The organism is Streptomyces sp. NBC_01460, from assembly GCF_036227405.1.
In the GTDB taxonomy this organism is placed as follows: Bacteria; Actinomycetota; Actinomycetes; order Streptomycetales; family Streptomycetaceae; genus Streptomyces.
In genome coordinates this window covers 1,876,944-1,901,087 of record NZ_CP109473.1, presented here as the reverse complement: position 1 = coordinate 1,901,087, position 24,144 = coordinate 1,876,944, and the positions used below count along the sequence as shown (strand labels likewise).

The following is a 24,144-nucleotide window of genomic DNA, read 5'->3' as shown; positions in this document are numbered from 1 at the left end:
CGTCAGCCGGCGGTTCTCCGGGGCAGGCACTGCAGGGCCAGGTCGAGCGCCTGCAGGAACCGGTTGGTCGTGACCCGGTCGCGTACGGCGAGCCGCAGCCACTCGCTGCCCAGCCCGGGGAACGTGTCCCCGCGCCGCGCGGCGAACCCGCGTGAGCGCAGGAGGTGACGCACCTCGTCCGCCCGGTCCAGCCGCAGCAGCACGAACGGCCCCGCGGCCGGCTCCATCACCTGCACCTCGCTGAACTCCGCCAGTCCGGCCAGCAGATGGGCCCGGTCCACGGCGATCCGGTCCGCCGCGTCCGCCGCCTCGACCAGCGCACGCGGCTCCATGCACGCCTCGGCCGCCGCCAGCGCGGGGGAGGAGACCGGCCAGAGCGGCTGCGCCTCCTGCAGCAGCGCGACCGTCGCCGGATCGGCCAGCACGTAGCCGATCCGCAGGCCCGCGAGTCCCCAGGTCTTCGTCAGGCTCCGCAGGACGACGAGCCCGGGGAGGTCCTGGCGGTCGCACAGGGCCTCGCGCTCGCCCGGAACGGCGTCCATGAACGCCTCGTCGACCACCAGCGTCCGGCCGGGCCGCGCCAGCCGCTCCAGTACGTCCGCGGGGTGCAGGACGGACGTCGGGTTGGTCGGATTGCCGACCACCACCAGGTCCGCGTCCTCGGGCACCGCCGCCGGATCGAGCCGGAAGCCGTCCTCCGGGCGCAGCACCACCCGTCGCACCTCGTGCCCCGCGGCGCGCAGGGCCGCCTCCGGCTCGGTGAACTGCGGGTGCACGACGACCGGCCTGCGGGCGGGCAGCGCCCGCGCGATCAGCACGAACGCCTCGGCCGCGCCCGCCGTGAGCAGGACATGCTCCTCGGGCAGCCCGTGCCGCCCGGCGACCGCAGTCCGTGCGGGCCGGCCGTCCGGATAGGCGGCCAGCGAGCCCAGCGACGCGGCTATGCGCTCCCGCAGCCAGTCCGGGGGCGTGTGGGTCCGTACGTTCACGGCGAGGTCGGTCAGATCCAGGCCGCGTACTTCCTCGTCGCCGTGGTGCCGCAGATCGGGCCCGGCGCTCTCGATGTGCTTCGTGGGGGGCAGCATGGCAGCCATGGTGGACGGCTCGGCGCCATTCGTCGATGCCGAGGTTCCGGCCGGTCGTGTCCGGAGGGCGACGGCGCAGGTCGCCGAGGCCGACTTCCTTTTGGATACGAGCAGTTCACCGGCGTCCACGAGCGCCGCGGCCTCCGCCACGGACCCGGTGGCCACCGCCGCACGGGGAACAGCCGACGGATGGGGCACCGGGACCTCCGCCAGCACGTCGGCCGTGTACGCCCGCACGGGCACCCCCAGGCGTACGGCGGCGCCGGCGATCCCCGGCTCGTCCGCCCGGCTGTCGAGCGTGGCCAGCTCGACCACGTCGCCGACCGCGAGCCCGGCCTCCTCCAGCGTCGTCCGGATCAGCCCCAGCACCTCCTCGGCCGGGACGCCCCGACGGGCGCCGACACCGACGACGAGCGCCGCTCGGTTCATGGGAGGAGGTCCTTTCGCGGGCACGGACAAGGAGACAAAGAGACAAGAGGACAAGGAGGCAGCAGACCGGGGACACGGGACACGCGGACGTGGGTCAGGCCGGCCTGAGGTGCGGGAAGCGGTGCCGATCGGCTAGCAAGGGCCCATGGCGGTATTCGTCGCGCTCGGCGCGTTCCTGATGACCCTGGCGGGCGGCTGGGTCGCGCAGCGCGTCAGCGACCGCCGCCACCTCGTGCTCGGCTTCGCCGGCGGACTGATGCTGGGCGTCGTCGGCCTCGACCTGCTGCCCGAGGCGGTGGAGGCCGCCGGTGGAGTCGTCTTCGGCGTCCCCGCCGCCCTGCTGCTCTTCGTGGGCGGCTTCCTGACGGCCCATCTCGTCGAGCGATCGCTCGCCGTACGCCAGGCGGCACACGGGGCGGGCGAGGAACGGGTGCCGCAGGTGGGGCTGACGGCGGCGGCCGCGATGGTCGGCCACAGCCTGATGGACGGTGTCGCGCTCGGCGCCGCGTTCCAGATCGGCGGCGGCATGGGGGCCGCCGTCGCGCTCGCCGTCATCACCCACGACTTCGCCGACGGCTTCAACACGTACACGATCACCAGCCTCTACGGGAACGCCCGCCGCAAGGCGCTCCTGATGCTGTACGCGGACGCCCTCGCCCCGATCGTGGGCGCGGCGACCACCCTGCTGTTCACCCTTCCGGAGGAACTGCTCGGCTGCTATCTCGGCTTCTTCGGAGGGGCGCTCCTCTACCTCGCCGCCGCCGAGATCCTCCCCGAGGCGCACCACGACCACCCGGCCCGTTCCACGCTGCTGTGCACCGTCGCGGGGGTGGGCTTCATCTGGCTGGTGGTCGGCATCGCGGAGTGACGTCACCCCCCGCACCGCTCCACGAAACGCCGGGCGATCTCCGGGGAGGCCGCCCAGTGCGTGTGCAGATAGCTCGCGTGCACGCCCCGCTGCACGAAGCCCTCCACCCGCCGCTCCGGCTGGTGCAGGCCCCAGGCGGGCGTCGCCCCGGCCCCGGGCTCCAGCACCGTCCGGTGGAACTCGTGACCGCGCAGCCGGGTCCCGGCCACCGCCAGCACGCTGTCCGACACCGCCACGGCCTGCCGGTAGCCGAGCGTCAGCCGCTCGGACATCCGGGCCGAGGCGTCCAGCACCCCGCACATCGGCCGCCCGTCGAGCTCACGGGCCAGGTAGAGCAGCCCGGCGCACTCCGCGGCCACCGGCGCGCCGGACAGGGCCAGAGCGGTCACCGCCCGCCGCAGCGGCTCGTTCGCCGACAGCTCCGGCGCGTACACCTCGGGGAATCCGCCGCCGACGACCAGCCCCGCCGTGCCTGTGGGCAGCTTCTCGTCGCGCAGGGGGTCGAAGACGACCACCTCCGCGCCCGCCGCGGTGAGCAGCTCGGCGTGCTCGGCGTAGGCGAAGGTGAACGCCGCGCCGCCCGCCACGGCCACCACCGGCCGCACCGCCGAGGCGGGACGCCGCTCCGGCTCCCACGCCTCGTCCGGCAGGGCGGGGGCCGAACGGGCCAGCGCCATCAGGGCGTCCAGGTCGCAGCCCTCGCGTACGCGGTCGCCCATCGCCCGTACGGCGTCGAGCGCGTCGGTCTGCCGCTCGGCGACCGGCACCAGCCCCAGATGGCGCGACGGGGTCGCCACCTGCGGCGCCCGCCGCAGCACCCCGAGCACCGGCAGCCCGGACTCGTCGAGCGCCTCGCGGAGCAGCGCCTCGTGACGGTCGGACGCCACCTTGTTCAGGATCACCCCGCCTATGCGCACCTCCGGGTCCCAGGAGGCGAATCCGTGCACGAGGGCCGCGACCGAACGGGACTGGGACGACGCGTCGACCACCAGCACGACCGGCGCCCGCAGCAGCTTGGACACCTGGGCGGTCGAGGCGAGTTCGCCCTGCCCCGACGCCCCGTCGTACAGGCCCATCACCCCTTCGACGACGGCCAGGTCGCAGCCGCTCGCACCGTGCGTGAACAACGGGGCGACGAGATCCGGCCCGCACATGTACGCGTCGAGGTTGCGCCCCGGCCGGCCGGTGGCCAGCGCGTGGTACCCCGGGTCGATGTAGTCGGGCCCCACCTTGTGCGGGGAGACCGCGAGGCCGCGCTCCGAGAAGGCCGCCATCAGGCCCGTGGCGACCGTGGTCTTGCCGCTGCCCGAGGCCGGTGCGGCGATGACCAGACGAGGAACGCTCACCACTCGATGCCTCTCTGGCCCTTCTGGCCCGCGTCCATCGGATGCTTCACCTTCGACATGTCCGTCACCAGGTCCGCGGCGTCGACCAGCTTCTGCGGGGCGTTCCGGCCCGTGATCACCACATGCTGCGTCCCCGGGCGGTCGCGCATCACCTCGACGACCTCGTCGGTGTCGATCCAGCCCCAGTGCATCGGATAGGCGAACTCGTCGAGCACGTACAGCTTGTACGTCTCGGCGGCCAGGTCCCGCTTGACCTGCTCCCAGCCCTCGCGGGCCTTCTCCTCGTTGTCCAGCTGATTGTCACGCTGGACCCACGACCACCCCTCGCCCATCTTGTGCCAGTCGACGGTGCCCCCCTCGCCGCTCGCCCCGAGCACCTTCAGGGCGTTCTCCTCGCCGACCTTCCACTTCGCCGACTTCACGAACTGGAACACCCCGATCGGCCAGCCCTGGTTCCAGGCCCGCAGGGCCAGCCCGAAGGCCGCCGTCGACTTGCCCTTGCCGATGCCCGTGTGGACGAACAGCAGCGGGCGGTTGCGCCGCTGACGTGTCGTCAGTCCGTCGTCCGGTACCGATACCGGCTGTCCCTGTGGCATTAAGCGGCCCTCCCGGCAGCAGTGATGTCCTTGACCAGCCCGGCGATCGAGTCGGCGCGCAGCTCGTCGAGCGTGACCGCGCTGCCCCCCAGATCCCGGGCGAGCTGTGCGGCGAGACCGAGGCGCACGATCCCCGACTCGCAGTCCACGACGACGGAAGCGGTGCCCTCGGAGGCGTGCAGCCTCCCGGCCCGCGCCGCCAGCGCCACCGGATCGACGCCCCCGGTGGCCCGGCCGTCCGTGACCACGACCAGCAGCGCCCGGCGCGACGGATCCCGCAGCCGCTCCACCCGCAGCACGTCGTGCGCCTTCAGCAGCCCGGCGGCCAGCGGGGTGCGCCCGCCGGTCGGCAGCGTCTCCAGCCGCGCGGCGGCCGCGTCCACCGACGAGGTCGGCGGCAGCACCACCTCGGCGTCCTTGCCCCGGAAGGTCACCAGGCCCACCTTGTCCCGGCGCTGGTAGGCGTCCAGCAGCAGCGACATCACCGCGCCCTTCACGGCGCTCATCCGCTGCCGGGCCGCCATCGACCCGGAGGCGTCCACGAGGAACAGCACGAGGTTCCCCTCGCGCCCCTCCCGCGTCGCCTGCCGCAGGTCGTCCCGCCGTACGACGAGCCCCCGGCCCGTCCGGCCGCGCGCCCGCTGGTGCGGCGCCGCCGCCTGCACGGTGGCCGCGAGGTGCAGCTTCGTCAGCGCCCCCTCGGGCCGCCGGGAGCCGGTCGTCCGCCCGTGCTCGGTACGCGCCCGGGACCGTCGCCCGGCCGCGCCCTCACCCAGTCCGGGCACGCTGAGCATCTTCGTGCGGAACGGCTCGCCGGCCCGCACGGGCTGCTGCTCCCCGGCGCCGCCGCCCGGGGCGGGCGCGTCGCCGCTCCCGTTCTGCTCCGGGCCCGGCGCGTCGGTACCGCCGTCGTCGGGACCACCCGTGTCGGTACCGCCGTCGTCGGGGCCACCGCCCTGCGGGGGCACCCCGCCGCCGGGCCCGTCGGGGTCCGGGTCGTCGTCCCCGCCGTCGCCGTCCGCCGCGTCCTGGAGGGCCTCGTCCAGCTTGTCCTCGTCCAGCCCGGGCGCGTCGAACGGGTTGCGCCGGCGCCGGTGGGGGAGTGCCAGGAGCGCGGCCTGCCGGACGTCGTCCGCGACGACCTCGTCCCGGCCCGCCCACGCCGCCAGCGCCGTCGCCGTACGGGCCATGACGATGTCGGCACGCATCCCGTCGACCTCGAACGCCGCACACGTCGCCGCGATCTGCCGCAACACGCCGTCGCCGAGCACCACACGGGGCAGCAGGGCGCGCGCGGCGACGATCCGCTCACGCAACGCGGCCTCCTCGTCGGCCCACCGTGCGGCGAACCCGGCCGGGTCGTCGTCGTAGGCGAGCCGGCGGCGTACGACCTCCACGCGCAGGTCCGTCTCGCGCGAGGCGGCCACCTCGACGGTCAGCCCGAAGCGGTCCAGCAGCTGCGGCCGGAGCTCGCCCTCCTCCGGGTTCATGGTCCCGACCAGCAGGAAGCGGGCCGCGTGCCGTACGGAGACGCCCTCGCGCTCGACGTAGGAGGCGCCCATGGCCGCCGCGTCGAGCAACAGGTCCACCAGGTGGTCGTGAAGCAGGTTGACCTCGTCCACGTACAGGATCCCGCGGTGCGCGTCGGCGAGGAGCCCCGGCTCGAAGGCCTTCACACCCTCGGAGAGCGCCCGTTCGATGTCGAGCGCCCCGACGAGCCGGTCCTCCGACGCGCCGACCGGGAGCTCCACGGTCCGCGCCGGGCGCGACACGCCCGCCCCCGCCTCGTGGGGGCCGTCGGGACACGCCGGATCGGGCGCGCCGGGGTCGCAGGAGAACCTGCATCCCGCCACGACCGCCACCTCCGGCATGAGCGCGGCGAGCGCGCGTACGGCCGTGGACTTGGCGGTGCCCTTCTCACCCCGGACCAGCACCCCGCCGACGGCGGGACTGACGGCGTTGAGCAGGAGCCCGAGGCGCAGATCGTCCTGCCCGACGATGGCGGTGAAGGGATACGGCGTACTCACGGAGCCTCCTCTGTAGCGATCACATCTGTACGGCCGGGCCCGGCGGCACCGGGTTCCGGCGCCCGGCCGGACGGGGCCGGGCCGGCGCCGTCCGGGGCCCCCGCGGGAGCCCGACGGGCGGGGACCGGCACGGGTGGCGCGCCCGGCGGGAGGAACGGCAGCCCCTCCGGGGCCCCCTTCTCGATCAGCCTCCACAGGGCGTCCGTGTCCGCGTGTTCCTCGATCAGGTCCCCCAGCCGGTCCAGCTGCTCCTCCCGCAGTGCCCCGAAGCTCGTGTCCGGCGCCGCGACGAACCGCCGCCCGGCCGCCCGCGCGACCTCACCGAGGAACGCCCGCCGGAACGCGTCGCTCTCCAGCGACCCGTGCCAGTGCGTCCCCCAGACCGCGCCCACCCGGCACCCGTCCAGGAACGGCTCGCCGCCCAGGACCTCGGCGACGCCGTGATGGATCTCGTACCCCTCCACCGGCTCCCCGAGCGCCGACCCGACGGGCCGCTCCAGGACCTTCTCCCGGCCGAAGCGGACGCGTACGGGCAGCAGCCCGAGCCCCTCGACCAGCCCTGCCCGGGACTCGACGTCGTCCTCGATCCGCTCGCCCAGCACCTGGAAACCGCCGCAGATGCCCAGCACCGGCCGGCCCTCGGCGGCCCGGCGGACCAGCGCGTCGGCGAGCCCCCGCTCCCGCAGCCACGCGAGGGCCTTCACGGTGCCGCGTGTCCCGGGCACGATCACGAGGTCCGCGTCGACGAGCTCCTCGGCCCGGTCCACGAACCGCACCACCACACCCGGCTCGGCCGCCAGCGCGTCCACGTCGGTGAAGTTGGACATCAGCGGTACGGCGCAGACCGCGACCCGCAGCACGTCCTCGCCGTGCGGCGGTGCCACCACCGACTCCCGCACGGTCCCGCGCATCGAGACGCGCAGCCCGTCCTCCTCGTCGATGCCCAGCCCGTGGGCGTACGGCAGCACGCCGTACGCCGGCCGCCCGGTGAGCCCGAGCAGCATGTCGAGACCGGGCTCCAGCAGGGACACGTCACCGCGGAACTTGTTGACCAGGTATCCCGCGATCAGCGACTGGTCCTCGGGGCTCAGCAGCGCCGTCGTACCGAAGAAGGAGGCGAACACACCGCCGCGGTCGATGTCCCCGACGACCAGCACCGGGAAGCGGGCGGCCCGCGCGATGCCCATGTTCACGATGTCCGTGCGCCGCAGGTTGATCTCGGCCGGACTGCCCGCCCCCTCGCAGATCACCGCGTCGTAGGTGGACCGCAGCTGCTCCAGACAGTCCGTGACCGTCCCCAGCAGCGCTTCCTGGCGTCCCCCGTGGTAGCCGCGCGCACTCATCTCGCCGACCGGCTTCCCCATCAGGACGACCTGGCTGGAGCGGTCACCGCCGGGCTTGAGCAGCACCGGGTTCATCAGCGCCGACGGCTCCACCCGGGCGGCCTGGGCCTGCATCGCCTGGGCGCGGCCGATCTCCGCCCCCTCACGGGTGACGAACGAGTTCAGCGACATGTTCTGCGCCTTGAACGGCGCGACCTTCACCCCCCGGCGCACGAGCCACCGGCAGATCCCGGCCGTGACGACGCTCTTGCCCGCGTCCGACGTCGTTCCGGCGACCAGCAGTCCGCCGCTCATGTGGCTCTCCGTCCCCTGGCGAGGCGCCCCGCCGCACACACGGCGAGGGCCAGCACACTCACCCGGCGCGACAGCCGCACCGCGCGTTCGATGTCAGCGACCCGCACCTCGCGGCCGGCCTCCCCGTTGAGCACCGGCCGGTGCTCGATCCGTCCGCCGTACGCGAGGGTCCCGCCGAGCCGTACGCCGAGCGCTCCCGCGAACGAGGCCTCCACGGGGCCCGCGTTGGGGCTCGGATGCCGTCCCGCGTCCGCCCGCCAGGCCCGTACGGCGTCGTGCGGACGCCCCCCGGCGGCCACGGCGAGCGCGGCGGTGAGCCGGGCCCCGGGCCAGCCGACGACGTCGTCGAGCCGGGCCGACGCCCAGCCGTAGCGCCGGTGGCGGGGCGACCTGTGCCCGACCATAGCGTCGAGCGTGTTGACGGCCCGGAAGCCGACCAGCCCCGGCACGCCGCCGAGCGCACCCCACACCAGGGCCCCCACCACGGCGTCGGAGGTGTTCTCGGCGACGGACTCGACGACCGCGCGGGCGATCTGCGGGCCGTCCAGCGCCTGCGGATCGCGGCCGCACAGATGCGGCAGCCGCTCGCGGGCCAGCTCTATGTCCCCGGCGGCCAGCGCCCCGCCGACGGCGCGGGCCTCCCGGCCCAGCGACGTACCCCCGACGACGGACCAGGTGGCGGCGGCGGTCAGCGCCACGGCCAGGGCCGGACGGTTCCGTACGGCACGGGCGGCCAGCGCGGCGGCGCCCGTGGCGCCCCCGGCGCAGACGAGCGTGTGCAGGGCGCCCCAGCCGCGGTGGTCGCGCCAGAGCCGGCTCTCGGCGGCCGCGGCGGCGTGCCCGAAGGCGGCGACGGGGTGGCCCCGCCGGGGATCACCGAGCAGCAGGTCGCCGATCAGGCCGGCGGTGGCGCCGTACGCGAAGATGCGGTCGGCTCGCACCGCTCAGCCGGCCGTCGCGCCTCGAAGGACCTCCGGAGCAGGTGGTGCAGCGACCGACGCAGGGCAGCCAGACATGGCGTATGTCCTCACTCAGGGTCCGCGCCCTGGTTCGACGTGACCGGCGACGAGAGTCTCCTGGCTTCCGGATCCGCAGTTCCTCCGGCCTTCCAGCCCGCGGTGGCGGGCCGTGACTTCCGTGTGGAGGCTGCTCCCCGGTGACAGTGGCGGGACCGCGCCGGATTCGCACCGGCTTCCTCTCCTGTCGCCGTAAATGGCTCCGGCAGTCCACCACGGCCCGTGAAGGCCCGTCAACCTGCCGTTGACCTGCGAGGCTTCAGTGTGCGCAGACGCACACCGGGCCGGACACACCACCGTGGTGTGTCCGGCCCGGTACGGGTCGTGCGGGTGTCAGGCGACGATCAGGTAGATCCCGTACGCGACCGCCGCCGCGCACAGCGCGAAGCAGGCGTACGCACCGGTGCGCGCCAGGGCGCCACCGCCGCCCCGCGTCGTCGACACCTGCTTGGCGAGGCCGGTGATGCCGAGGGTGAAGAGGCCGACCAGCGCCACGGTGATCACGAGGCTGACGCCGAAGACGGAGGCGAGGGCCGCCCAGTCGATGTTCATGCGGATCTGTCCTTACACCGTGGCCGGCCGGGCCGGGTCGGCCTGGGTGTCCGGAGCGGGGATGGTGGTCTTGAAGTCCGGGACGGCCACGCCGACGGGCGGCGGGCTGACGGCCGCGATGGCGGTCGTGACGACGCCCGCGGGCTCGCCCTCGGTCGCGTTGACGTTGGTGTGGTCGACCGGCTTGCGGCGCGACAGCAGCCAGATGGCACCGGAGCCCGCGACGAGCAGGATGGCGACCACGGCGACACCCCAGGGACCCTGCTTGGTCAGGAACTCGGCACCCGCGCCGACCAGGCCGGCGGCCGGCAGCGTCAGGCCCCAGGCGACGAACATCCGGGTGGCGGTGGACCAGCGGACCACGCCCCCCTTGCGTCCGAGGCCCGCGCCCATGACGGCACCGGAGCAGGACTGGGTGGTCGAGAGGGAGAAGCCGAGGTGCGAGGAGGCCAGGATGACCGTGGCCGCGCTCGTCTGGGCCGCGAAGCCCTGCGGCGGCCGGAGGTCGGTGAGGCCGCTGCCCATGGTGCGGATGATGCGCCAGCCGCCGAGGTAGGTGCCCAGCGCGATGGCGATGCCGGCGGAGGCGATGACCCAGACCGGCGGGTTGGAACCGGGGGACAGGACGCCGCCGGTGACCAGGGCCAGGGTGATGATGCCCATGGTCTTCTGGGCGTCGTTGGTGCCGTGGGCGAGCGAGACGAGACCGGCCGAGGCGATCTGGCCGGCGCGGTAGCCCTTGGCGGTCGACTTCAGCTGGGCCTCGTCGGTGATCTTCCGGTTGAGGCGGTACGTCAGCTTCGTGGCCAGCAGCGCCGCGAGACCCGCGACGAGGGGAGCGGCGATCGCGGGCAGCAGGACCTTCGTGACGACGGTGCCGCCGTTGATCGAGGACCAGCCGGCCGACATCACCGCGGCGCCGATGAGGCCGCCGAAGAGTGCGTGGGAGGAGCTGGAGGGCAGGCCGACCAGCCAGGTCAGCAGATTCCACAGGATCGCGCCGACGAGCGCGGCGAAGATGACCTCGGTTCTGAGGCCGTTCTCGTTGATGATCCCGCCGGAGATCGTCTTGGCGACCTCCACCGACAGGAACGCGCCGACGAGGTTGAGCACGGCGGACATGGCCACCGCGGTCTTGGGCTTGAGGGCGCCGGTCGAGATGGTGGTGGCCATCGCGTTGGCGGTGTCGTGGAAACCGTTCGTGAAATCGAACACGAGAGCTGTCACGATCACGATCGCGAGCAGCAGCGTGATGTGTTCCATTTACCCAGGCAATCGTTCGACGTCATTGGCACGTGGAACGTAAGCAACCAGGGTGAACGGAAGATGAACTGGGCAGGGCGGCATGGTGACCCCAACCGCGTACGTCAGTTCCGCTTGTGTGCGCCGAGAGTATCCGGAGGCGCCCACTCCGGGGCGTGGGCCGGGCGTGGGCCGGGCCCTGTCCCGCACCTGTCGTCCACCTTCGGCCCGATGTGTCCCCCGGAAGAGACATCGGTCACCACCCCTAGGATCCCCGCATGGGTGATGAGCGGCAGGACGCGATCGAGCAGGCGTGGGACGGAGTCGTCGCGACGGCCCGGCGGACGGCGGCGGACGGCCTGGTCGTCGGCACCTCGGGCAACGTCTCGGCCCGGGTCGGGGACATCGTGCTGGTCACCCCCAGCGGGGTTCCCTACGACCGCCTGGGTCCCGGCGACGCCGTCGGCGTCGACCTCGAAGGACGCCAGGTCCTCGGCGACCTCGTCCCGACCAGTGAACTGGCTCTCCACCTGGCCGTCTACCGCGACAGCGACGCCGCGGCCGTCGTCCACACCCACGCGGTGCACGCCACCGCCGTCTCCACCCTCGTCCACGAGGTGCCGCTCATCCACTACGCCGCCGCCATGATGGGCGGCCCCGTCCGCACGGCCGCCTACGCGCGCTACGGGACGCGGGAGCTCGCCGACAACATGCTGGCCGCGCTGCACGGCCGCACCGGCTGCCTGCTGCGGAACCACGGCACGGTCACCTACGGCAGCACCCTCGACCAGGCGTACGACCGCACCGCCCAGCTGGAATGGATGTGCAGGCTCTGGCTCACGGCGAGCTCCGTGCCCGGCCACAGTCCCGCCCTCCTCTCGGCCGCCCAGCTGCGTGACGTGCGGGAGGCCCTGGAGGGCTACGGCCAGCCGGGCTGAACCCGGGGCGGGCTCCGTACGGCCCCTGCCCACTGGCAGAGGGCGCCCCGGCCCAGGACACTGGAGCCGTGCGCCAGGCAACAGCGGCGGCAGTGGCCGCAACCTCGATCCTCGGCGTCGGCGCGGCAGCGGTCGCCGCCGGCCGCTACGCCAGCGACGCCGCCCTCGGGGCGCCCTCGCCACGGCCCTTCCCCGCCGACCGCCGTCTCACCGTGCACGCCACCGCGGCCGGGCAGGTCACCCTGACCCGCTCCCTCTCCGCGCTGCGTCCCGGCACGTACGGACTGACCGGCCGGGGCGGCGTCCACGCGGTGGTGGGCCCGGTGCTCGAACAGCCCGGCCGCTCCGCCGTCTCCGCGGACACCGTCGTACGCCGGCTGGAGAGCGTCACCCTCGGCAGCCTGAAGCCCGGCGCCCGGGTCCGCCTCACCCCGGAGCTCCACCGCGGTGACCCCCTCGCCGCCCTCGGCCTCGCCTACAAGGAGGTCGAGGTCCCCGGAGAGCTCGGCGCCCTGCCCGCCTGGTTCGTGCCCGGGGCCCGCGACACCTGGGTGATCACCGTGCACGGTCTCGGCACCACCAGGGACCACCCCCTGAATGTGATGGGGTTCCTCCACGACCAGCAGTTCCCCGTGCTCGACCTGGCCTACCGGGGCGACCCGGGTGCCCCGCGCTCCCCGGACGGGCTCACCCACCTCGGCGAGTCCGAGTGGCGCGACCTCGACGCCGCCATCCGCTACGCCGTGCGCTACGGGGCGGAGCACGTGGTCCTCCACGGCTGGTCGTCCGGCGCCTCGATGGCGCTGCACGCGGCCGTCAACTCCGCCCTCCGTGATCGCATCCGCGGCCTCGTCCTCGACTCCCCGGTCATGGACTGGCGGACCACGCTGCGGGCCCTCGCCTCGGCGAGGGGCGTCCCCTCGGCGCTGCTCCCCCTCGCCGTCCGCGCGGCCCAGGGCCAGACAGGGCTGCACGGCGCCCCGCTCCTGAGCACCTCGGTGCCGACGGCCCTGCACGCCCCCACCCTCATCGTCCACGGGCCCGACGACACCCTGGCCCCCTGGGGGCCCTCCCGGGAACTCGCCGCGCTCCGGCCGGACCTGGTGACCCTGCACCCCGTGCCCCAGGCTCCGCATGCGGCGATGTGGAATGCCGACCCGGCAGGCTACGAGGAGGCGCTCCGGCGCTTCCTCACGCCCCTGATGTGAGCTGATGGGCCGGAACCGCCCGGTTGGTGACCCGGCCCCGAAGCTCCCCGAACCCTGGTGACACGGCTTCCGTTTGGGCTTTCGGCCCGTCAGAGGCAAGACTGCTCCTCGTGACGTCCCGTACCCCGCGCGACTCCAGGCTGCGACTTGTCCGCCCGCGACCCCAGGCGACCGCCCGTAAGGCCGTGACGACCCGGCGCACCCGGCCGGCCCCCCGCCCACCCGAGGGCACACCGCCCCCGGCGGAACTGGCACGCCAGGCCAGGGCCGTGCTCGCCGACGCCGTACGGATCGCCCACTGGGCGGCGGACGGTACGAGTCCGGGCTCGGTCACCCTTGCCGCCCAGGCCCTGGAGCGGGCCGCCGCGGCGATGGAGCTGTCACCGGCCCAGGTGCTGACTGGCTGGGACCGGGCCAGGCTGGCCGGGCTCATCGAGCTGCACGGCGACACCGCCCGCCCCGGCTGGCGGCTGCGGGCCTGGGACCGCGACGACTCCGCCGTGCTCCGCGGCTGGGTCGCGCTCTTCGACGCCTGGTCGCTCGTCCACGCCTCACCCGACGGCATCGAGGCCACCGCCGTGGCGGAAGCCGTCGAGGCCGTGCCCCAGGTGCTCTCCCTCCTCCAGCTCTCGGCGGGGCCCGTCACCGTGCCCGCGCTCCTCGACCTGCTCGGCCAGCGCGTCGCCGAGCTCCACGAGGAGCGGTGCGAGGTGCCCTACGGCCCGCAGGAGCAGCCCGCTGCCGTCGCCGGACACCCCGCCGACCTGAACGCGCTGCTCCTCGACTGGGCCCTGGAGGGCCTGGCCTCCGTGGGCGCCCTGACGCTCGGCGCCGGCCACGCGACCCTCACCCCTCTGGGCAACTGGGCGGTCTGGGTCAAGCTGGAGCAGATCTGCGTCGCCGCCCAGAGCCCGGCCGGCAACATCGAGCAGTCCGCCGCCGACATGCTGCTCGGCTGCGCCCGGCTCACCCCCGGCCCGGCCCGCGCCGAATACCGCGCCTGGCTCGCCGCCCGGCCCGTCGGCAGCGCCGTGGCCGAGCTGCTGGCCGTCGCCCGGGGCGAGGACGCGCTGCTGCGCGGGCTCGCCTTCGAGGCCCTGCGCGTCGTCGGCGCCCCCGCCGAGCCGGTCGTCCGCTCCGTCGTCACCGAGGCGCCGCTGCGCCCGTACGCGCTGCTCTGGCTCGCCGAGTACGAGGGCACCGACCCCGACGACGCCCAGGACGTCCTCAGCCGCGAGGAAGCGACCTGGCTCTGGGTCGACACCGCCGCGGCCGTGGCCGACCACGGCGAGACCGGGCTGCTGGTCCGCCACCTCGACTCCGCGGTCCAGGGCACGGTCCCCGCGCTGCTGGACGAGGTGCGTGCCGTGGGGCACCCCCGGACCGTCCAGGTGCTGGTGGCCCTGGCCGCCGCGCACCCGGACCCGGCCCTCGCCAAAGCCGTGCGCCGCGCCGCCTTCCAGGTGCACACCGGCGGGGTGTGAGCGGGCGAGCACGCGCGGCCCCGGGGACGCTCAGTCCGAGGACCCCGGGGCGTACGTCCCGAAGCTCCAGACGTTGCCCTCCGCGTCCCGCGCCATGTAGTCCCGCGAGCCGTAGTCCTGGTCGGTGGGCGGCATGAGGATCTCCACGCCGTGCTCCACGGCCCGCGCGTGGTGTGCGTCCACCTCGTCCACGACGACGTAGACCCCGGAGGGCCCGGCGCCGGCCATCGCCTCGGCGAAGGCGCCCCCGCGGCCCCTGGAGCCGAGCATCACCCTGCCGTTGCCGCACGAGAGCTCGGCATGGACCACGCTGCCGTCCTCGCCCTCGTACACCGCCTCCTCGGTGAACCCCAGGGCCTGGGTGAGCACTCGGATCGCGGCCTTCGCGTCCTCGTACAGGATCGTCGGAAAGATCGTGGGACCACCGTCCGCCACTGCCATCACGCTCGCCCTCTCCCGCTACCCGACCACCTCGATGTGATCTGCGTCTCAGTCTTCCATCGGCCACCGACGACGTCAGCGGAAGGGGCCGCGGCGGCCCGGGTCCCCGGTGCTCCTGGATCCGGGCCGCCGCCGACCGCCGTCGCCGCGGAGAGACCGTCCCGGATGTCCGCCTCCGTCCGCTCCGGCCGCTCCACCGCGACTGTGCCGTTCGGTGCCGGGTTCCAGCCGGTTCGGCGGGGTGCGCCCGCCTACGTGACGAGGTGTGGTGGCGCGGTGGCGGGCCGGGAGCATGAGGTAAAGCAGGTGGACACCGCCAGTAGACTGAGTCCCATGGCAATTCTCCTTGTGCATTAGGCGGCGTCGAGTCGTGAGTCCGCTGTCCCTCCGCCGTCCATACCGCCCTGGAGTATTTCCGTGATCACCGCTTCCGGCATCGAGCTGCGCGCCGGCGCCCGCATCCTCATCGAGAACGCGTCCTTCCGTATCGCCAAGGGCGACCGCATCGGTCTGGTCGGCCGCAACGGCGCGGGCAAGACCACGCTCACCAAGTGCCTCGCGGGCGAGGGGACCCCCGCCGGCGGCACCATCAGCAACAGCGGTGAGGTGGGCTACCTCCCGCAGGACCCGCGCACCGGCGACCTCGACGTCCTGGCCCGCGACCGCATCCTCTCGGCCCGCGGGCTCGACGAGATCCTGCGCAAGATGCGGGAGAACGAGGAGCGGATGGCGAACGGCAAGGGCGCCACCCGCGAGAAGGCGATGAAGCGGTACGAGCGCCTGGAGACGGAGTTCCTCACCAAGGGCGGATACGCCGCCGAGGCCGAGGCCGCCACCATCGCCGCCGCGCTCAGCCTGCCCGACCGGGTGCTCGGCCAGCCCCTGCACACCCTCTCCGGTGGTCAGCGCCGCCGTGTCGAGCTCGCGCGCATCCTGTTCTCGGACGCCGACACCCTGCTCCTCGACGAACCCACCAACCACCTCGACGCGGACTCGATCGTCTGGCTGCGGGACTACCTCAAGACCTACCGCGGCGGCTTCATCGTGATCTCCCACGACGTCGAGCTCGTGGAGACCGTGGTCAACAAGGTGTTCTACCTCGACGCCAACCGCGCGCAGATCGACATCTACAACATGGGCTGGAAGCTCTACCAGCAGCAGCGCGAGGCCGACGAGAAGCGCCGCAAGCGCGAGCGTCAGAACGCCGAGAAGAAGGCCGCGACCCTCAACGCGCAGGCCGACAAGATGCGCGCCAAGGCCACCAAGACCGTCGCCGCGCAGAACATGGCCAAGCGCGCCGACCGGCTGCTCTCGGGGCTGGAGGCCGTGCGGGTCTCGGACAAGGTCGCCAAGCTGCGCTTCCCCGACCCCTCCCCGTGCGGCAAGACCCCGCTGATGGCCGAGGGCCTCTCCAAGTCCTACGGCTCCCTCGAGATCTTCACCGACGTGGACCTGGCCATCGACAAGGGCTCCCGCGTCGTCATCCTCGGCCTCAACGGCGCGGGCAAGACGACCCTGCTGCGCCTCCTCGGCGGAGCCGAGAAGCCCGACACCGGCGAGGTCATCGAGGGCCACGGCCTCAAGCTCGGCTACTACGCCCAGGAGCACGAGACCCTCGACCCGGAGCGCTCCGTCCTGGAGAACATGCGCTCGGCGGCGCCCGACCTCGACCTGGTCGCGGTCCGCAAGACGCTCGGTTCCTTCCTCTTCTCCGGTGACGACGTCGACAAGCCCGCCGGAGTGCTCTCCGGCGGTGAGAAGACCCGGCTGGCCCTGGCGACGCTGGTGGTCTCCTCCGCGAACGTGCTGCTGCTCGACGAGCCGACGAACAACCTCGACCCCGCCAGCCGCGAGGAGATCCTCGGGGCCCTGCGCACCTACAAGGGCGCCGTCGTCCTCGTCACCCACGACGAGGGCGCGGTGGAGGCGCTCCAGCCGGAGCGGATCATCCTGCTGCCCGACGGTGTCGAGGACCTCTGGGGTGCGGACTACCGGGACCTGGTCGCCCTCGCCTGACCCCGCAGGGGACCCGGAACCGGCGCGGAGCCCGGTGATCCAACGCGTCTGGATCATTCGGCCCATCGGTGATCCATCATCTGGGTGAGCGGGTCTCGTACTCCGGCGCGGCGCCCGGCAGATAGCTGCCGGGCGCACTCATTTCCGGCCACCCCACCCCGTACGGCCCTGACCTGGCCGTTCTTCCCGCATCCCGCTCCACGGGGCTCTCAGCCCCCTTGGAATGCGGGATTCCGCTTGTGTCGGACCGCTTCCGGACGTGGAAACCGGTCGTACGTACCTTGCCGAATGGGTGGCCAGGAAGCCCGGTAGGGGTGATCATGAGAGTCCAGAGCGCACTTCCTTGAGGAGGCACGGGTGGCCGAGACTCTGAAGAAGGGCAGCCGGGTTACCGGCGCCGCGCGTGACAAGCTCGCGGCAGACCTGAAGAAGAAGTACGACTCCGGTGCGAGCATCCGGGCGCTGGCCGAGGAAACCGGCCGCTCCTACGGATTCGTCCACCGGATGCTCAGCGAGTCCGGAGTCACGCTGCGGGGACGCGGCGGAGCGACTCGAGGCAAGAAGGCCGCTTCGGCCTGACGGCGGTCAGGAGCCGGCCCGGCCGGCTCCTCGGACTCACCGGAACACCGGGTGGCCACCCGGCCGACCACCAGGTCGTCCGGGTGGTTACTGTTCAGTTACTTGCCAGTAAGTGCTGACAGCACCCGATCCGGAGGCGTTCCATGACCTCGCTCGACCCTGTGCTCGACAAGGACGGTGTACGGCTCACCGTCGATGACGCGGTTGCCACGGTGACGCTCACCAATCCGGCCAAGCGCAACGCTCAGTCTCCCGCTCTGTGGCGGGCGTTGACAGAGGCCGGACGGGCGCTCCCCGGCAGCGTGCGGGTCGTCGTGCTGCGCGGCGAGGGCAAGTCCTTCTCCGCGGGCCTCGACCGGCAGGCATTCGCACCCGAGGGATTCGACGGCGAGCCGTCCTTCCTGGACATGGCGCGCGGCCCGGAGGCCGAGCTCGACGCGACCATCGCCGAGTACCAGGAGGCGTTCACCTGGTGGCGCCGCAACGACATCGTGTCGATCGCGGCCGTCCAGGGGCACGCGATCGGTGCCGGCTTCCAGCTCGCCCTCGCCTGCGATCTGCGCATCGTCGCCGAGGACGTGCAGTTCGCCATGCGCGAGACCAGCCTCGGTCTCGTTCCCGACCTCACGGGCACCCACCCCCTGGTGAACCTCGTGGGATACGCCCGTGCGCTCGAGATCTGCGCCACCGGCCGCTTCGTGCACGCCGAGGAGGCGGAGCGCTCCGGCCTCGCCAACCTCGTGGTCCCCGCGGACCAGCTGGACGCGGCGGGCCGCGACCTGGCCGCCGCCCTGCTCGCCGCCCCGCGCGACGCGGTCGTGGAGACGAAGGCACTGCTGAGCGGCGCCCTCTCCCGTACGTACGAGGAGCAGCGCACCGCCGAGCGGGCCGCCCAGGGCCGCCGACTGCGCGACATCGCCGGGCTGGCCGACTGACCCCCTGTCACCCACGGCTCCCTCGCCGGACGGTGAGGGAGCCGTGTCAGTTTCGCTCCACCACGGCCGTGATCAGCACGGCGACCGTCGGCCGGCCCTCCACGGCCCCGGCCACCGCCCCGCGCACCGCCCGGGCGACGTCCAGCGCCCGGTGGTCCCCGGCCGTCGCGAGCTCCACCCGGACATGACCCGGCGCGTGCTGCACCGCGCCGCCCAGGACGTGGGTCAGCGACATCACGCCGGGGACCCCCGCCGCAGCCGCCCCCGCGGTGCCGTCCGGTTCCGCCGCGCGCACGTCGGCGGGCGGCTCAGGGGCCGGACGGGGCTCCTCCTCCAGCAGCTCCGTCACCCGCAGGTCCACCTCGTCGACCACCAGGCCGAGGCGCTGGGCCGCCGCGGTCAGCAGCGCCGCGCGCAGCGCGTCCGCGGTGGCGTGCAGGGGCCGCCGTGCCGTCGAGGCGAAGTCGGCCTCGATCCGCAGCGGTCCGGGCGGCAGTGCGCTGGGCGGTCCGGGCACCGCCGGTTCCGGGGTGTGCTCCTCGACGGCCGGGGCGATCCTGAGCTTCCCCAGGACGGCCCCCGACCCGGCCGCGGCGTCCCGCAGCACCGTGGCCGCCGCCCGTTCCGCGATCCAGGAGCCGTCGGCGGGGCCGCCCAGAGGGAGTAGTCGCCCCAGACCGAGCCGTTGGCGTACCGCGGCGGTCCATCCGTCGGCCCGGTGGGGGCCCTCAGCCGTTGTCATTGCTCCACCCTGCCCCATCCACGGCGCGGGACCGGGCAAGCGCACTTACTGTGGGCCACGGAAGTCCAACCCTGCCCCGAAGGGAAGAGCGGCGATGACCGATAGCCCGCAGCGAAACCGGCCCGACAGCCCCGGCAGTGCGCCCGGGGACGACGGCAGGCAGAGCCAGTTCAGCAAGCGCGGCGGGGGAGCCCCGGCGACCCGGGGACGCACCACCATCGCCGACGGCGTGGTCGAGAAGATCGCTGGAATGGCGGCACGCGACGTCGTCGGTGTCCACGCGATGGGCAGTGGCATCTCGCGGACGTTCGGCGCGGTGCGCGACCGCGTCCCCGGCGGCAGCAAGTCCGTGTCGCGCGGGGTCAAGGCGGAGGTCGGCGAGTCCCAGGCGGCCCTCGATCTGGAGATCGTCGTCGACTACGGCGTGGCGATCGCCGAGGTGGCCCGCGACGTGCGCGAGAACGTCATCGCGGCGGTCGAGCGGATGACCGGCCTGGAGGTCGTGGAGGTCAACATCGCCGTGAGCGACGTCAAGCTGCCCGACGAGGACGACGACGATGACGAGTCCGAGTCACGCGTCCAGTAGGACCCTCCCGCCCGGCAGTTGAGGAGCACACGATGAGCATGGCTGTGGTCGGCATGGTGGCCGGCATGGCGCTCGGATTCGCCGGATACTTCGGTGGGTTCGGGGCCTTCCTTCTGGTGGCCGCGCTGGGCGCGGTCGGCTTCGTCGCCGGCCGCTTCCTCGACGGCGACCTGGAACCCGGCGACTTCTTCCGGAGTCGCGAGCGCGGCGACCGGCGACGGTGACCGGGGTGACGGACCGGGTCGACGCCGCCGGACGCGGGCAGACCCGGATCGCCGACCGGGTCGTCGCGAAGATCGCCGCGCAGGCGGCGAAGGAGGCCGTCGACGAGCGGCCCGAGGGCGCCACCGCGCCGCGTGCCACGGTCACCGTGCACCGCGACACCGCCCGCGTGCGGGTCAGCCTCGACCTGGCCTACCCGTGCGACATCGGCCGGCAGTGCGGCGCGGTGCGTCGTCGGGTGGCCGAGCGGGTAAGAGCGCTGGCAGGGATGGAGGTGCCCGAAGTGGCGGTGCAGGTCGAACGGCTGCACCGGCCGGAAGCGGGCACCGCACCGGAGGGGAGCATCCGATGAGCGAGCCCCAGGAGCCGGACAACCGCACGCAGCGGCTGCCCACGGTCGAGGCGGCGCCTTCCGGCGGCGTGCTCGCGATGGACCAGTCCGCTTCGGGCTCGTCCTACGAACCCGCGGCCGTGCCGGCGAAGCCCGGCGGCAGGGCCGGCCGGTTCCGGTCCGGGCGCAGGATCCCCGCGGCACTCGTCGCCCTCGTCGTCCTCGGCGGCGCGGGACTCCTGCTCTACGACATCGCGGCGGTACGGGCCGGACACCCCGCCATGCGGTGGCGGCGTTCCGTCGCCGACGACCTGGCGAGCCGTCACCTCGACGACGTATGGGTCCTGGCGGGATCGGCCCTGGCGGCCGCGCTCGGCCTCTGGCTGCTCCTGCTGGCCCTGACCCCCGGACTGCGTGCCCTGCTCCCCATGAACCGCCGGCACGCCGGTGTGCGGGCCGGGCTCGACCGGACCGCCGCCGCCCTCGTCCTGCGTGACCGGGCCGTGGAGGTGGCCGGCGTGCAGTCCGTCCGGGTGAAGATGAGCCGCCGCAGGGCGACCGTGCGCGCCGTCTCGCACTTCCGTGAACTCGACGACGTCAGGGCCGACCTGGACACCGTCCTGGGAACCGCCGTCGGCGAGCTGGACCTGGCGAAGCCGCCCGGCCTCTCCGTGCACGTACGCCGGCCCGCGAAGAAGGGGTGACCCCGTGATCAAGACCGTCAACCGGGTCCTGCTCGGCCTGGCAGGGCTGGTCCTCGTCGTCGTGGGCGGCGCCGTCCTCGCCACGGGGCTCGGCCTGTCCGTGCCCTCCTGGTGGCCCTGGGACGGCACGGACGACGTGCTGTTCAGCAAGGCCGACCGGACCCGCTGGCGGGACGAGGGCTGGTGGTGGCCCACCGTCATCGCGGTCCTCGCCGTCCTCGTGGTCCTCGCGCTGTGGTGGCTCCTGGCCCAGCTGCGCCGGGGGCGCCTCGCCGAGGTGCTGGTCGACAGCGGCGACGGCGAGGGCGCGCTGCTGCGCGGCAGGGCTCTGGAGGGTGTGCTCGGCGGCGAGGCGGGAGCCCTGGACGGGGTCTCCGAGGCGAAGGTGGCGCTGACCGGCCGCCGCACCGCCCCGAAGGCCGGGGTCCGGCTGCTGATGGAGCCGCACGCGTCCCCGGGCCTGGTGCTGCGCGGCGTGTCCGAAGGGGCGCTGACCCACGCGCGGACCTCGGCCGGACTGGACGAGCTGCCCGCCGAGGTCCGTCTGAAGGCGGTCAAGCACCGCGCGGAGCGGGTGAACTGACGGGACGCCCTCCGGGGCGGCCGTCAGAAACCGTGCCGGGCCCCGCCGTCGACCGGCACCATGATGCCCGTCAGGTAGGAGGCGGCCGGGGAGAGCAGGAAGGCCGAGGTCTTCCCGAACTCCTCGGGGGTGCCGTAGCGGCGCAGCGGGATGCGCGCCTCGTTGGCCGTACGGGAGGCCTCGGCGTCGCCGGACAGGGCGTCGAGCTCGCGCACCCGGTCCGTGTCGATCCGCGACGGCAGCACACCCACGACCCGGATGCCACGCGGACCCAGCTCGTCGGCCAGCGACTTGGCGAAGCCGGCGAGGCCGGGGCGCAGACCGTTGGAGATCGTCAGACCGGCGATCGGCTCGTGCACCGATCCGGACAGCACGAAGCCGATGACACCGCCCTCGCCGAGCGCCTCGGCCGCCGTACGGGCCAGACGCACGGCGCCCAGGAAGACCGACTCGAAGGCCGACTGCCACTGGTCGTCCGTGTTGTCGGCGAGGAAGCCCGGCGCGGGGCCGCCGACGCTGATGAGGATGCCGTCCAGCCTGCCGAAGCGATCCTTCGCGGTGTCCACGAGACGCCGGGCGGCCAGCGGATCGGCGTTGTCCGCGCCGAGCCCGACCGCGTCGGCACCCAGTTCGGCCGCGGCCTCGACGGCGTCCTTCTCGTCACGGCCGGAGATGATCACCTTCGCGCCGTCCGCGGCGAGGGCGCGCGCGGTGGCGTTTCCCAGCCCGCGGGTCGCGCCGGTGACGATGTACACACGGTCCTTCAGTCCAAGATCCATGGCCCTATCCTGCCAAGTCCTCACCGGCGAGGTCGACCGCGCTGTTCACCAGGCCGACGTGGCTGAACGCCTGCGGGTAGTTCCCGAGCTGGCGGCCGGCCGCCGAGTCGTACTCCTCGGCCAGCAGCCCCACGTCGTTGCGCAGGTCCAGCAGCCGCTCGAAGAGGACCTCGGCCTCGTCCCTGCGGCCCGTCCGCAGCAGGGCGTCGACCAGCCAGAACGAGCACGCGAGGAACGCCCCCTCGTCACCCGGCAGACCGTCCACCGATCCGCCCGCCGTGCTGTAGCGGCGGATCAGACCGTCGTGGGCGAGCTCGTCGCGCACCGCGTCGACCGTCCCGGTCACCCGGGGGTCGTCGGCAGGCAGGAAGCCGGTGCGCACGATGAGCAGGGTCGAGGCGTCGAGCTCGTGCGAGCCGTAGTACTGGGTGAAGGTGTTGCGTACGGGGTCGTAGCCCTTCTCGCAGACCTCGGCGTGCACGGCGTCCCGCATCGCCCGCCACCGGTCGGCGTCGCCCGGCAGGTCCGGGTTCTCCTCCAGGGTGCGGACCGCGCGGTCCGCCGCGACCCAGGCCATCACCTTGGAGTGCACGAAGTGGCGGCGCGGGCCGCGGACCTCCCACAGGCCCTCGTCGGGCTCGCGCCAGGTGGACTCGAGGAAGCCGAGCAGACTGAGCTGCAGGTTCCAGGCGTGCGGCTTGTCGTCGAGGCCGGCGTCCCGGGCCAGCCTGAGCGAGTCGATCACCTCGCCGTACATGTCGAGCTGGAGCTGCCGCACCGCCGCGTTGCCCGTACGGACCGGGACCGAGTTCTCGTAGCCGCTCAGCCACGGCAGCTCCGTCTCGGGGAGCCTGCGCTCCCCGGCGAGCCCGTACATGATCTGGAGGTCGGCGGGGTCACCGGCCACCGCCCGCAGCAGCCAGTCCCGCCACGCCGCCGCCTCCTCCACGTACCCGGCCGAGACCATGGCGGCCAGGGTGAGCGTGGAGTCCCGCAGCCAGCAGTAGCGGTAGTCCCAGTTCCGCACGCCGCCGATCTCCTCCGGGAGCGACGTCGTGAGCGCCGCCACGATCCCGCCCGTGGGCGCGTAGGTCAGCGCCTTCAGGGTGATCAGGGAGCGGAGCACCGCCTCCCGGTGCCTGCCGTGGTAGGTGCACTTCGCCGACCACTTCGCCCAGTCGGAGAGGGTGTGCTTCAGCGACTTGTGGGGGTCGATCAGCTTCGGGCGGGGGGAGTGCGAGGGGTGCCAGGTGAGCACGAAGGCCACGCTCTCGCCCTCGGCGACCGTGAAGGAGGAGCACGTGCTCATCTGCTGGCCCCACGTCTTGACCTCCGGCTCGCTGCGCAGCCAGACGGAGTCGGGGCCCGCGACGGCCACCCGGTGGCCGTGCGAGCGGCGCATCCACGGGACCACGGAGCCGAAGTCGAACCGCAGCCGCAGGACCGAGCTCATGTCGACGCTGCCGCTGACCCCCTCGACGATCCGCATGACATCGGGCGCCTTGTCGCGCTGCGGCATGAAGTCGATGACCTTGACGGTGCCCGTCCTGGTCTCCCAGAAGGTCTCCAGGACCAGGGAGTCCTCCACGTACGCGCGCCGGGTGCAGGTGTCCGTGCTGTCGGTGCCCTGGGGGGCGATGCGCCAGTGGCCGTTGTCCTCGTCGCCGAGCAGGGCCGCGAAGCAGGCACCCGAGTCGAAGCGGGGCAGGCACAGCCAGTCGACAGAACCGTTCCTGCCCACCAGGGCGGCCGTCTGGAGATCGCCGATGAGGGCGTAGTCCTCGATACGTGGAGTCAC

At 73.6% G+C, this 24,144-nt stretch carries 24 protein-coding genes and 1 riboswitch; of the genes, 12 read left to right on the top strand and 12 right to left on the bottom strand.

Annotation, left to right across the window (positions count from 1 at the left end):
* Positions 1-2: 2 nt before the first annotated feature.
* A complete protein-coding gene (cobC, locus tag OG488_RS08485; RefSeq protein WP_329227402.1) occupies positions 3-1,514 on the bottom strand; it encodes an Rv2231c family pyridoxal phosphate-dependent protein CobC in 1,512 nt (503 codons plus the stop codon).
* Positions 1,515-1,659: 145 nt separating this feature from the next.
* Here cobC and OG488_RS08480 point away from each other — a divergent pair, with 145 nt between their 5' ends.
* Positions 1,660-2,382, top strand: coding sequence for a ZIP family metal transporter (locus OG488_RS08480; protein WP_329227400.1), 723 nt, complete (start codon positions 1,660-1,662; stop codon positions 2,380-2,382).
* Between the two features lie 2 nt (positions 2,383-2,384).
* Here OG488_RS08480 and OG488_RS08475 read toward each other — a convergent pair whose 3' ends face one another.
* The 7 genes from OG488_RS08475 to OG488_RS08445 form a co-directional block, all read right to left on the bottom strand.
* Entirely contained in the window at positions 2,385-3,731 is a 1,347-nt protein-coding gene (locus OG488_RS08475) for a cobyrinate a,c-diamide synthase (protein ID WP_329227397.1), read from the bottom strand.
* Entirely contained in the window at positions 3,725-4,324 is a 600-nt protein-coding gene (gene cobO, locus OG488_RS08470) for a cob(I)yrinic acid a,c-diamide adenosyltransferase (RefSeq protein ID WP_329227395.1), read from the bottom strand. The genes OG488_RS08475 and cobO overlap by 7 nt, the downstream gene beginning before the upstream one ends.
* Positions 4,324-6,351, bottom strand: a complete 2,028-nt coding sequence (locus OG488_RS08465) for a putative cobaltochelatase (RefSeq protein WP_329227393.1) — start codon at positions 6,349-6,351, stop codon at positions 4,324-4,326. Before OG488_RS08465 ends, cobO begins: the two co-directional genes overlap by 1 nt.
* Positions 6,348-7,988, bottom strand: a complete 1,641-nt coding sequence (locus OG488_RS08460; RefSeq protein WP_329227392.1) for a cobyric acid synthase — start codon at positions 7,986-7,988, stop codon at positions 6,348-6,350. The genes OG488_RS08465 and OG488_RS08460 overlap by 4 nt, the downstream gene beginning before the upstream one ends.
* The gene (locus OG488_RS08455) at positions 7,985-8,929 is read right to left on the bottom strand and encodes a cobalamin biosynthesis protein (RefSeq protein ID WP_329227390.1); all 945 of its coding nucleotides are present in this window, start codon (positions 8,927-8,929) and stop codon (positions 7,985-7,987) included. The genes OG488_RS08460 and OG488_RS08455 overlap by 4 nt, the downstream gene beginning before the upstream one ends.
* Before the next feature lie 128 nt (positions 8,930-9,057).
* Positions 9,058-9,186, bottom strand: a riboswitch (cobalamin riboswitch).
* Positions 9,187-9,337: 151 nt separating this feature from the next.
* Positions 9,338-9,556 (bottom strand): hypothetical protein, encoded by a 219-nt coding sequence (locus OG488_RS08450; RefSeq protein ID WP_329227388.1) that lies wholly within the window; start codon positions 9,554-9,556, stop codon positions 9,338-9,340.
* A gap of 12 nt (positions 9,557-9,568) precedes the next feature.
* Complete coding sequence (locus tag OG488_RS08445; RefSeq protein WP_329227386.1) at positions 9,569-10,819, bottom strand: inorganic phosphate transporter; 1,251 nt, start codon at positions 10,817-10,819, stop codon at positions 9,569-9,571.
* 257 nt (positions 10,820-11,076) lie between these two features.
* Between OG488_RS08445 and OG488_RS08440 the strand changes: the two genes are divergently transcribed.
* The 3 genes from OG488_RS08440 to OG488_RS08430 all read left to right on the top strand — a co-directional run bounded on the left by OG488_RS08440 (position 11,077) and on the right by OG488_RS08430 (position 14,428).
* On the top strand, positions 11,077-11,736 hold the full coding sequence (locus OG488_RS08440) for a class II aldolase/adducin family protein (RefSeq protein WP_329227384.1): 660 nt from the start codon (positions 11,077-11,079) through the stop codon (positions 11,734-11,736).
* 68 nt (positions 11,737-11,804) lie between these two features.
* The gene (locus OG488_RS08435; protein ID WP_329227382.1) at positions 11,805-12,944 is read left to right on the top strand and encodes an alpha/beta hydrolase; all 1,140 of its coding nucleotides are present in this window, start codon (positions 11,805-11,807) and stop codon (positions 12,942-12,944) included.
* A 185-nt stretch (positions 12,945-13,129) separates the two neighbouring features.
* Positions 13,130-14,428: a hypothetical protein gene (locus OG488_RS08430; RefSeq protein ID WP_329238517.1), complete on the top strand. Its 1,299-nt coding sequence runs from the start codon at positions 13,130-13,132 to the stop codon at positions 14,426-14,428.
* 30 nt (positions 14,429-14,458) lie between these two features.
* Here the strand turns inward: OG488_RS08430 and OG488_RS08425 are convergent, their stop codons facing one another.
* Positions 14,459-14,869, bottom strand: a complete 411-nt coding sequence (locus tag OG488_RS08425; RefSeq protein WP_329227381.1) for a VOC family protein — start codon at positions 14,867-14,869, stop codon at positions 14,459-14,461.
* Positions 14,870-15,286: 417 nt separating this feature from the next.
* On the opposite strand from OG488_RS08425, the gene OG488_RS08420 reads away from it, so the two are divergent.
* The 3 genes from OG488_RS08420 (at position 15,287) to OG488_RS08410 (ending at position 18,399) form a co-directional block, all read left to right on the top strand.
* Complete coding sequence (locus OG488_RS08420; RefSeq protein ID WP_329227379.1) at positions 15,287-16,885, top strand: ABC-F family ATP-binding cassette domain-containing protein; 1,599 nt, start codon at positions 15,287-15,289, stop codon at positions 16,883-16,885.
* 357 nt (positions 16,886-17,242) lie between these two features.
* Complete coding sequence (locus tag OG488_RS08415) at positions 17,243-17,464, top strand: helix-turn-helix domain-containing protein (RefSeq protein ID WP_006123601.1); 222 nt, start codon at positions 17,243-17,245, stop codon at positions 17,462-17,464.
* Between the two features lie 143 nt (positions 17,465-17,607).
* On the top strand, positions 17,608-18,399 hold the full coding sequence (locus OG488_RS08410) for an enoyl-CoA hydratase/isomerase family protein (RefSeq protein WP_329227377.1): 792 nt from the start codon (positions 17,608-17,610) through the stop codon (positions 18,397-18,399).
* A gap of 46 nt (positions 18,400-18,445) precedes the next feature.
* Here OG488_RS08410 and OG488_RS08405 read toward each other — a convergent pair whose 3' ends face one another.
* On the bottom strand, positions 18,446-19,141 hold the full coding sequence (locus tag OG488_RS08405; protein ID WP_329227375.1) for a hypothetical protein: 696 nt from the start codon (positions 19,139-19,141) through the stop codon (positions 18,446-18,448).
* A gap of 94 nt (positions 19,142-19,235) precedes the next feature.
* Here OG488_RS08405 and OG488_RS08400 point away from each other — a divergent pair, with 94 nt between their 5' ends.
* From OG488_RS08400 to amaP, 5 genes are read left to right on the top strand one after another with little or no spacing between them, the layout of a single operon-like run.
* Positions 19,236-19,727, top strand: a complete 492-nt coding sequence (locus OG488_RS08400; RefSeq protein ID WP_329227373.1) for an Asp23/Gls24 family envelope stress response protein — start codon at positions 19,236-19,238, stop codon at positions 19,725-19,727.
* A 32-nt stretch (positions 19,728-19,759) separates the two neighbouring features.
* A complete protein-coding gene (locus OG488_RS08395; protein ID WP_103513710.1) occupies positions 19,760-19,951 on the top strand; it encodes a hypothetical protein in 192 nt (63 codons plus the stop codon).
* The gene (locus OG488_RS08390; RefSeq protein WP_329227368.1) at positions 19,948-20,301 is read left to right on the top strand and encodes a hypothetical protein; all 354 of its coding nucleotides are present in this window, start codon (positions 19,948-19,950) and stop codon (positions 20,299-20,301) included. The genes OG488_RS08395 and OG488_RS08390 overlap by 4 nt, the downstream gene beginning before the upstream one ends.
* Positions 20,298-20,984, top strand: a complete 687-nt coding sequence (locus OG488_RS08385; RefSeq protein WP_329227367.1) for a DUF6286 domain-containing protein — start codon at positions 20,298-20,300, stop codon at positions 20,982-20,984. The genes OG488_RS08390 and OG488_RS08385 overlap by 4 nt, the downstream gene beginning before the upstream one ends.
* A 4-nt stretch (positions 20,985-20,988) precedes the next feature.
* Positions 20,989-21,567: an alkaline shock response membrane anchor protein AmaP gene (gene amaP, locus OG488_RS08380; RefSeq protein WP_329227365.1), complete on the top strand. Its 579-nt coding sequence runs from the start codon at positions 20,989-20,991 to the stop codon at positions 21,565-21,567.
* Between the two features lie 23 nt (positions 21,568-21,590).
* Here the strand turns inward: amaP and OG488_RS08375 are convergent, their stop codons facing one another.
* Together OG488_RS08375 and OG488_RS08370 are read right to left on the bottom strand one after the other, a co-directional pair.
* Complete coding sequence (locus OG488_RS08375) at positions 21,591-22,346, bottom strand: SDR family oxidoreductase (RefSeq protein WP_329227363.1); 756 nt, start codon at positions 22,344-22,346, stop codon at positions 21,591-21,593.
* A 4-nt stretch (positions 22,347-22,350) separates the two neighbouring features.
* Positions 22,351-24,144, bottom strand: coding sequence for a glycoside hydrolase family 15 protein (locus OG488_RS08370; RefSeq protein ID WP_329227361.1), 1,794 nt, complete (start codon positions 24,142-24,144; stop codon positions 22,351-22,353).

Excerpts from the sequence above, each read along its gene's own strand:
- OG488_RS08425 (WP_329227381.1), bottom strand. The coding sequence starts at position 14,869 with ATGGCAGTGGCGGACGGTGGTCCCACGATCTTTCCGACGATCCTGTAC.
- OG488_RS08445 (WP_329227386.1), bottom strand. The coding sequence starts at position 10,819 with ATGGAACACATCACGCTGCTGCTCGCGATCGTGATCGTGACAGCTCTC.
- OG488_RS08395 (WP_103513710.1), top strand. The coding sequence starts at position 19,760 with ATGAGCATGGCTGTGGTCGGCATGGTGGCCGGCATGGCGCTCGGATTC.
- cobC (WP_329227402.1), bottom strand. The coding sequence starts at position 1,514 with ATGAACCGAGCGGCGCTCGTCGTCGGTGTCGGCGCCCGTCGGGGCGTC.
- OG488_RS08375 (WP_329227363.1), bottom strand. The coding sequence starts at position 22,346 with ATGGATCTTGGACTGAAGGACCGTGTGTACATCGTCACCGGCGCGACC.
- OG488_RS08450 (WP_329227388.1), bottom strand. The coding sequence starts at position 9,556 with ATGAACATCGACTGGGCGGCCCTCGCCTCCGTCTTCGGCGTCAGCCTC.
- OG488_RS08460 (WP_329227392.1), bottom strand. The coding sequence starts at position 7,988 with ATGAGCGGCGGACTGCTGGTCGCCGGAACGACGTCGGACGCGGGCAAG.
- OG488_RS08405 (WP_329227375.1), bottom strand. The coding sequence starts at position 19,141 with ATGACAACGGCTGAGGGCCCCCACCGGGCCGACGGATGGACCGCCGCG.
- OG488_RS08400 (WP_329227373.1), top strand. The coding sequence starts at position 19,236 with ATGACCGATAGCCCGCAGCGAAACCGGCCCGACAGCCCCGGCAGTGCG.
- cobO (WP_329227395.1), bottom strand. The coding sequence starts at position 4,324 with ATGCCACAGGGACAGCCGGTATCGGTACCGGACGACGGACTGACGACA.
- OG488_RS08440 (WP_329227384.1), top strand. The coding sequence starts at position 11,077 with ATGGGTGATGAGCGGCAGGACGCGATCGAGCAGGCGTGGGACGGAGTC.
- OG488_RS08385 (WP_329227367.1), top strand. The coding sequence starts at position 20,298 with ATGAGCGAGCCCCAGGAGCCGGACAACCGCACGCAGCGGCTGCCCACG.
- OG488_RS08480 (WP_329227400.1), top strand. The coding sequence starts at position 1,660 with ATGGCGGTATTCGTCGCGCTCGGCGCGTTCCTGATGACCCTGGCGGGC.
- OG488_RS08410 (WP_329227377.1), top strand. The coding sequence starts at position 17,608 with ATGACCTCGCTCGACCCTGTGCTCGACAAGGACGGTGTACGGCTCACC.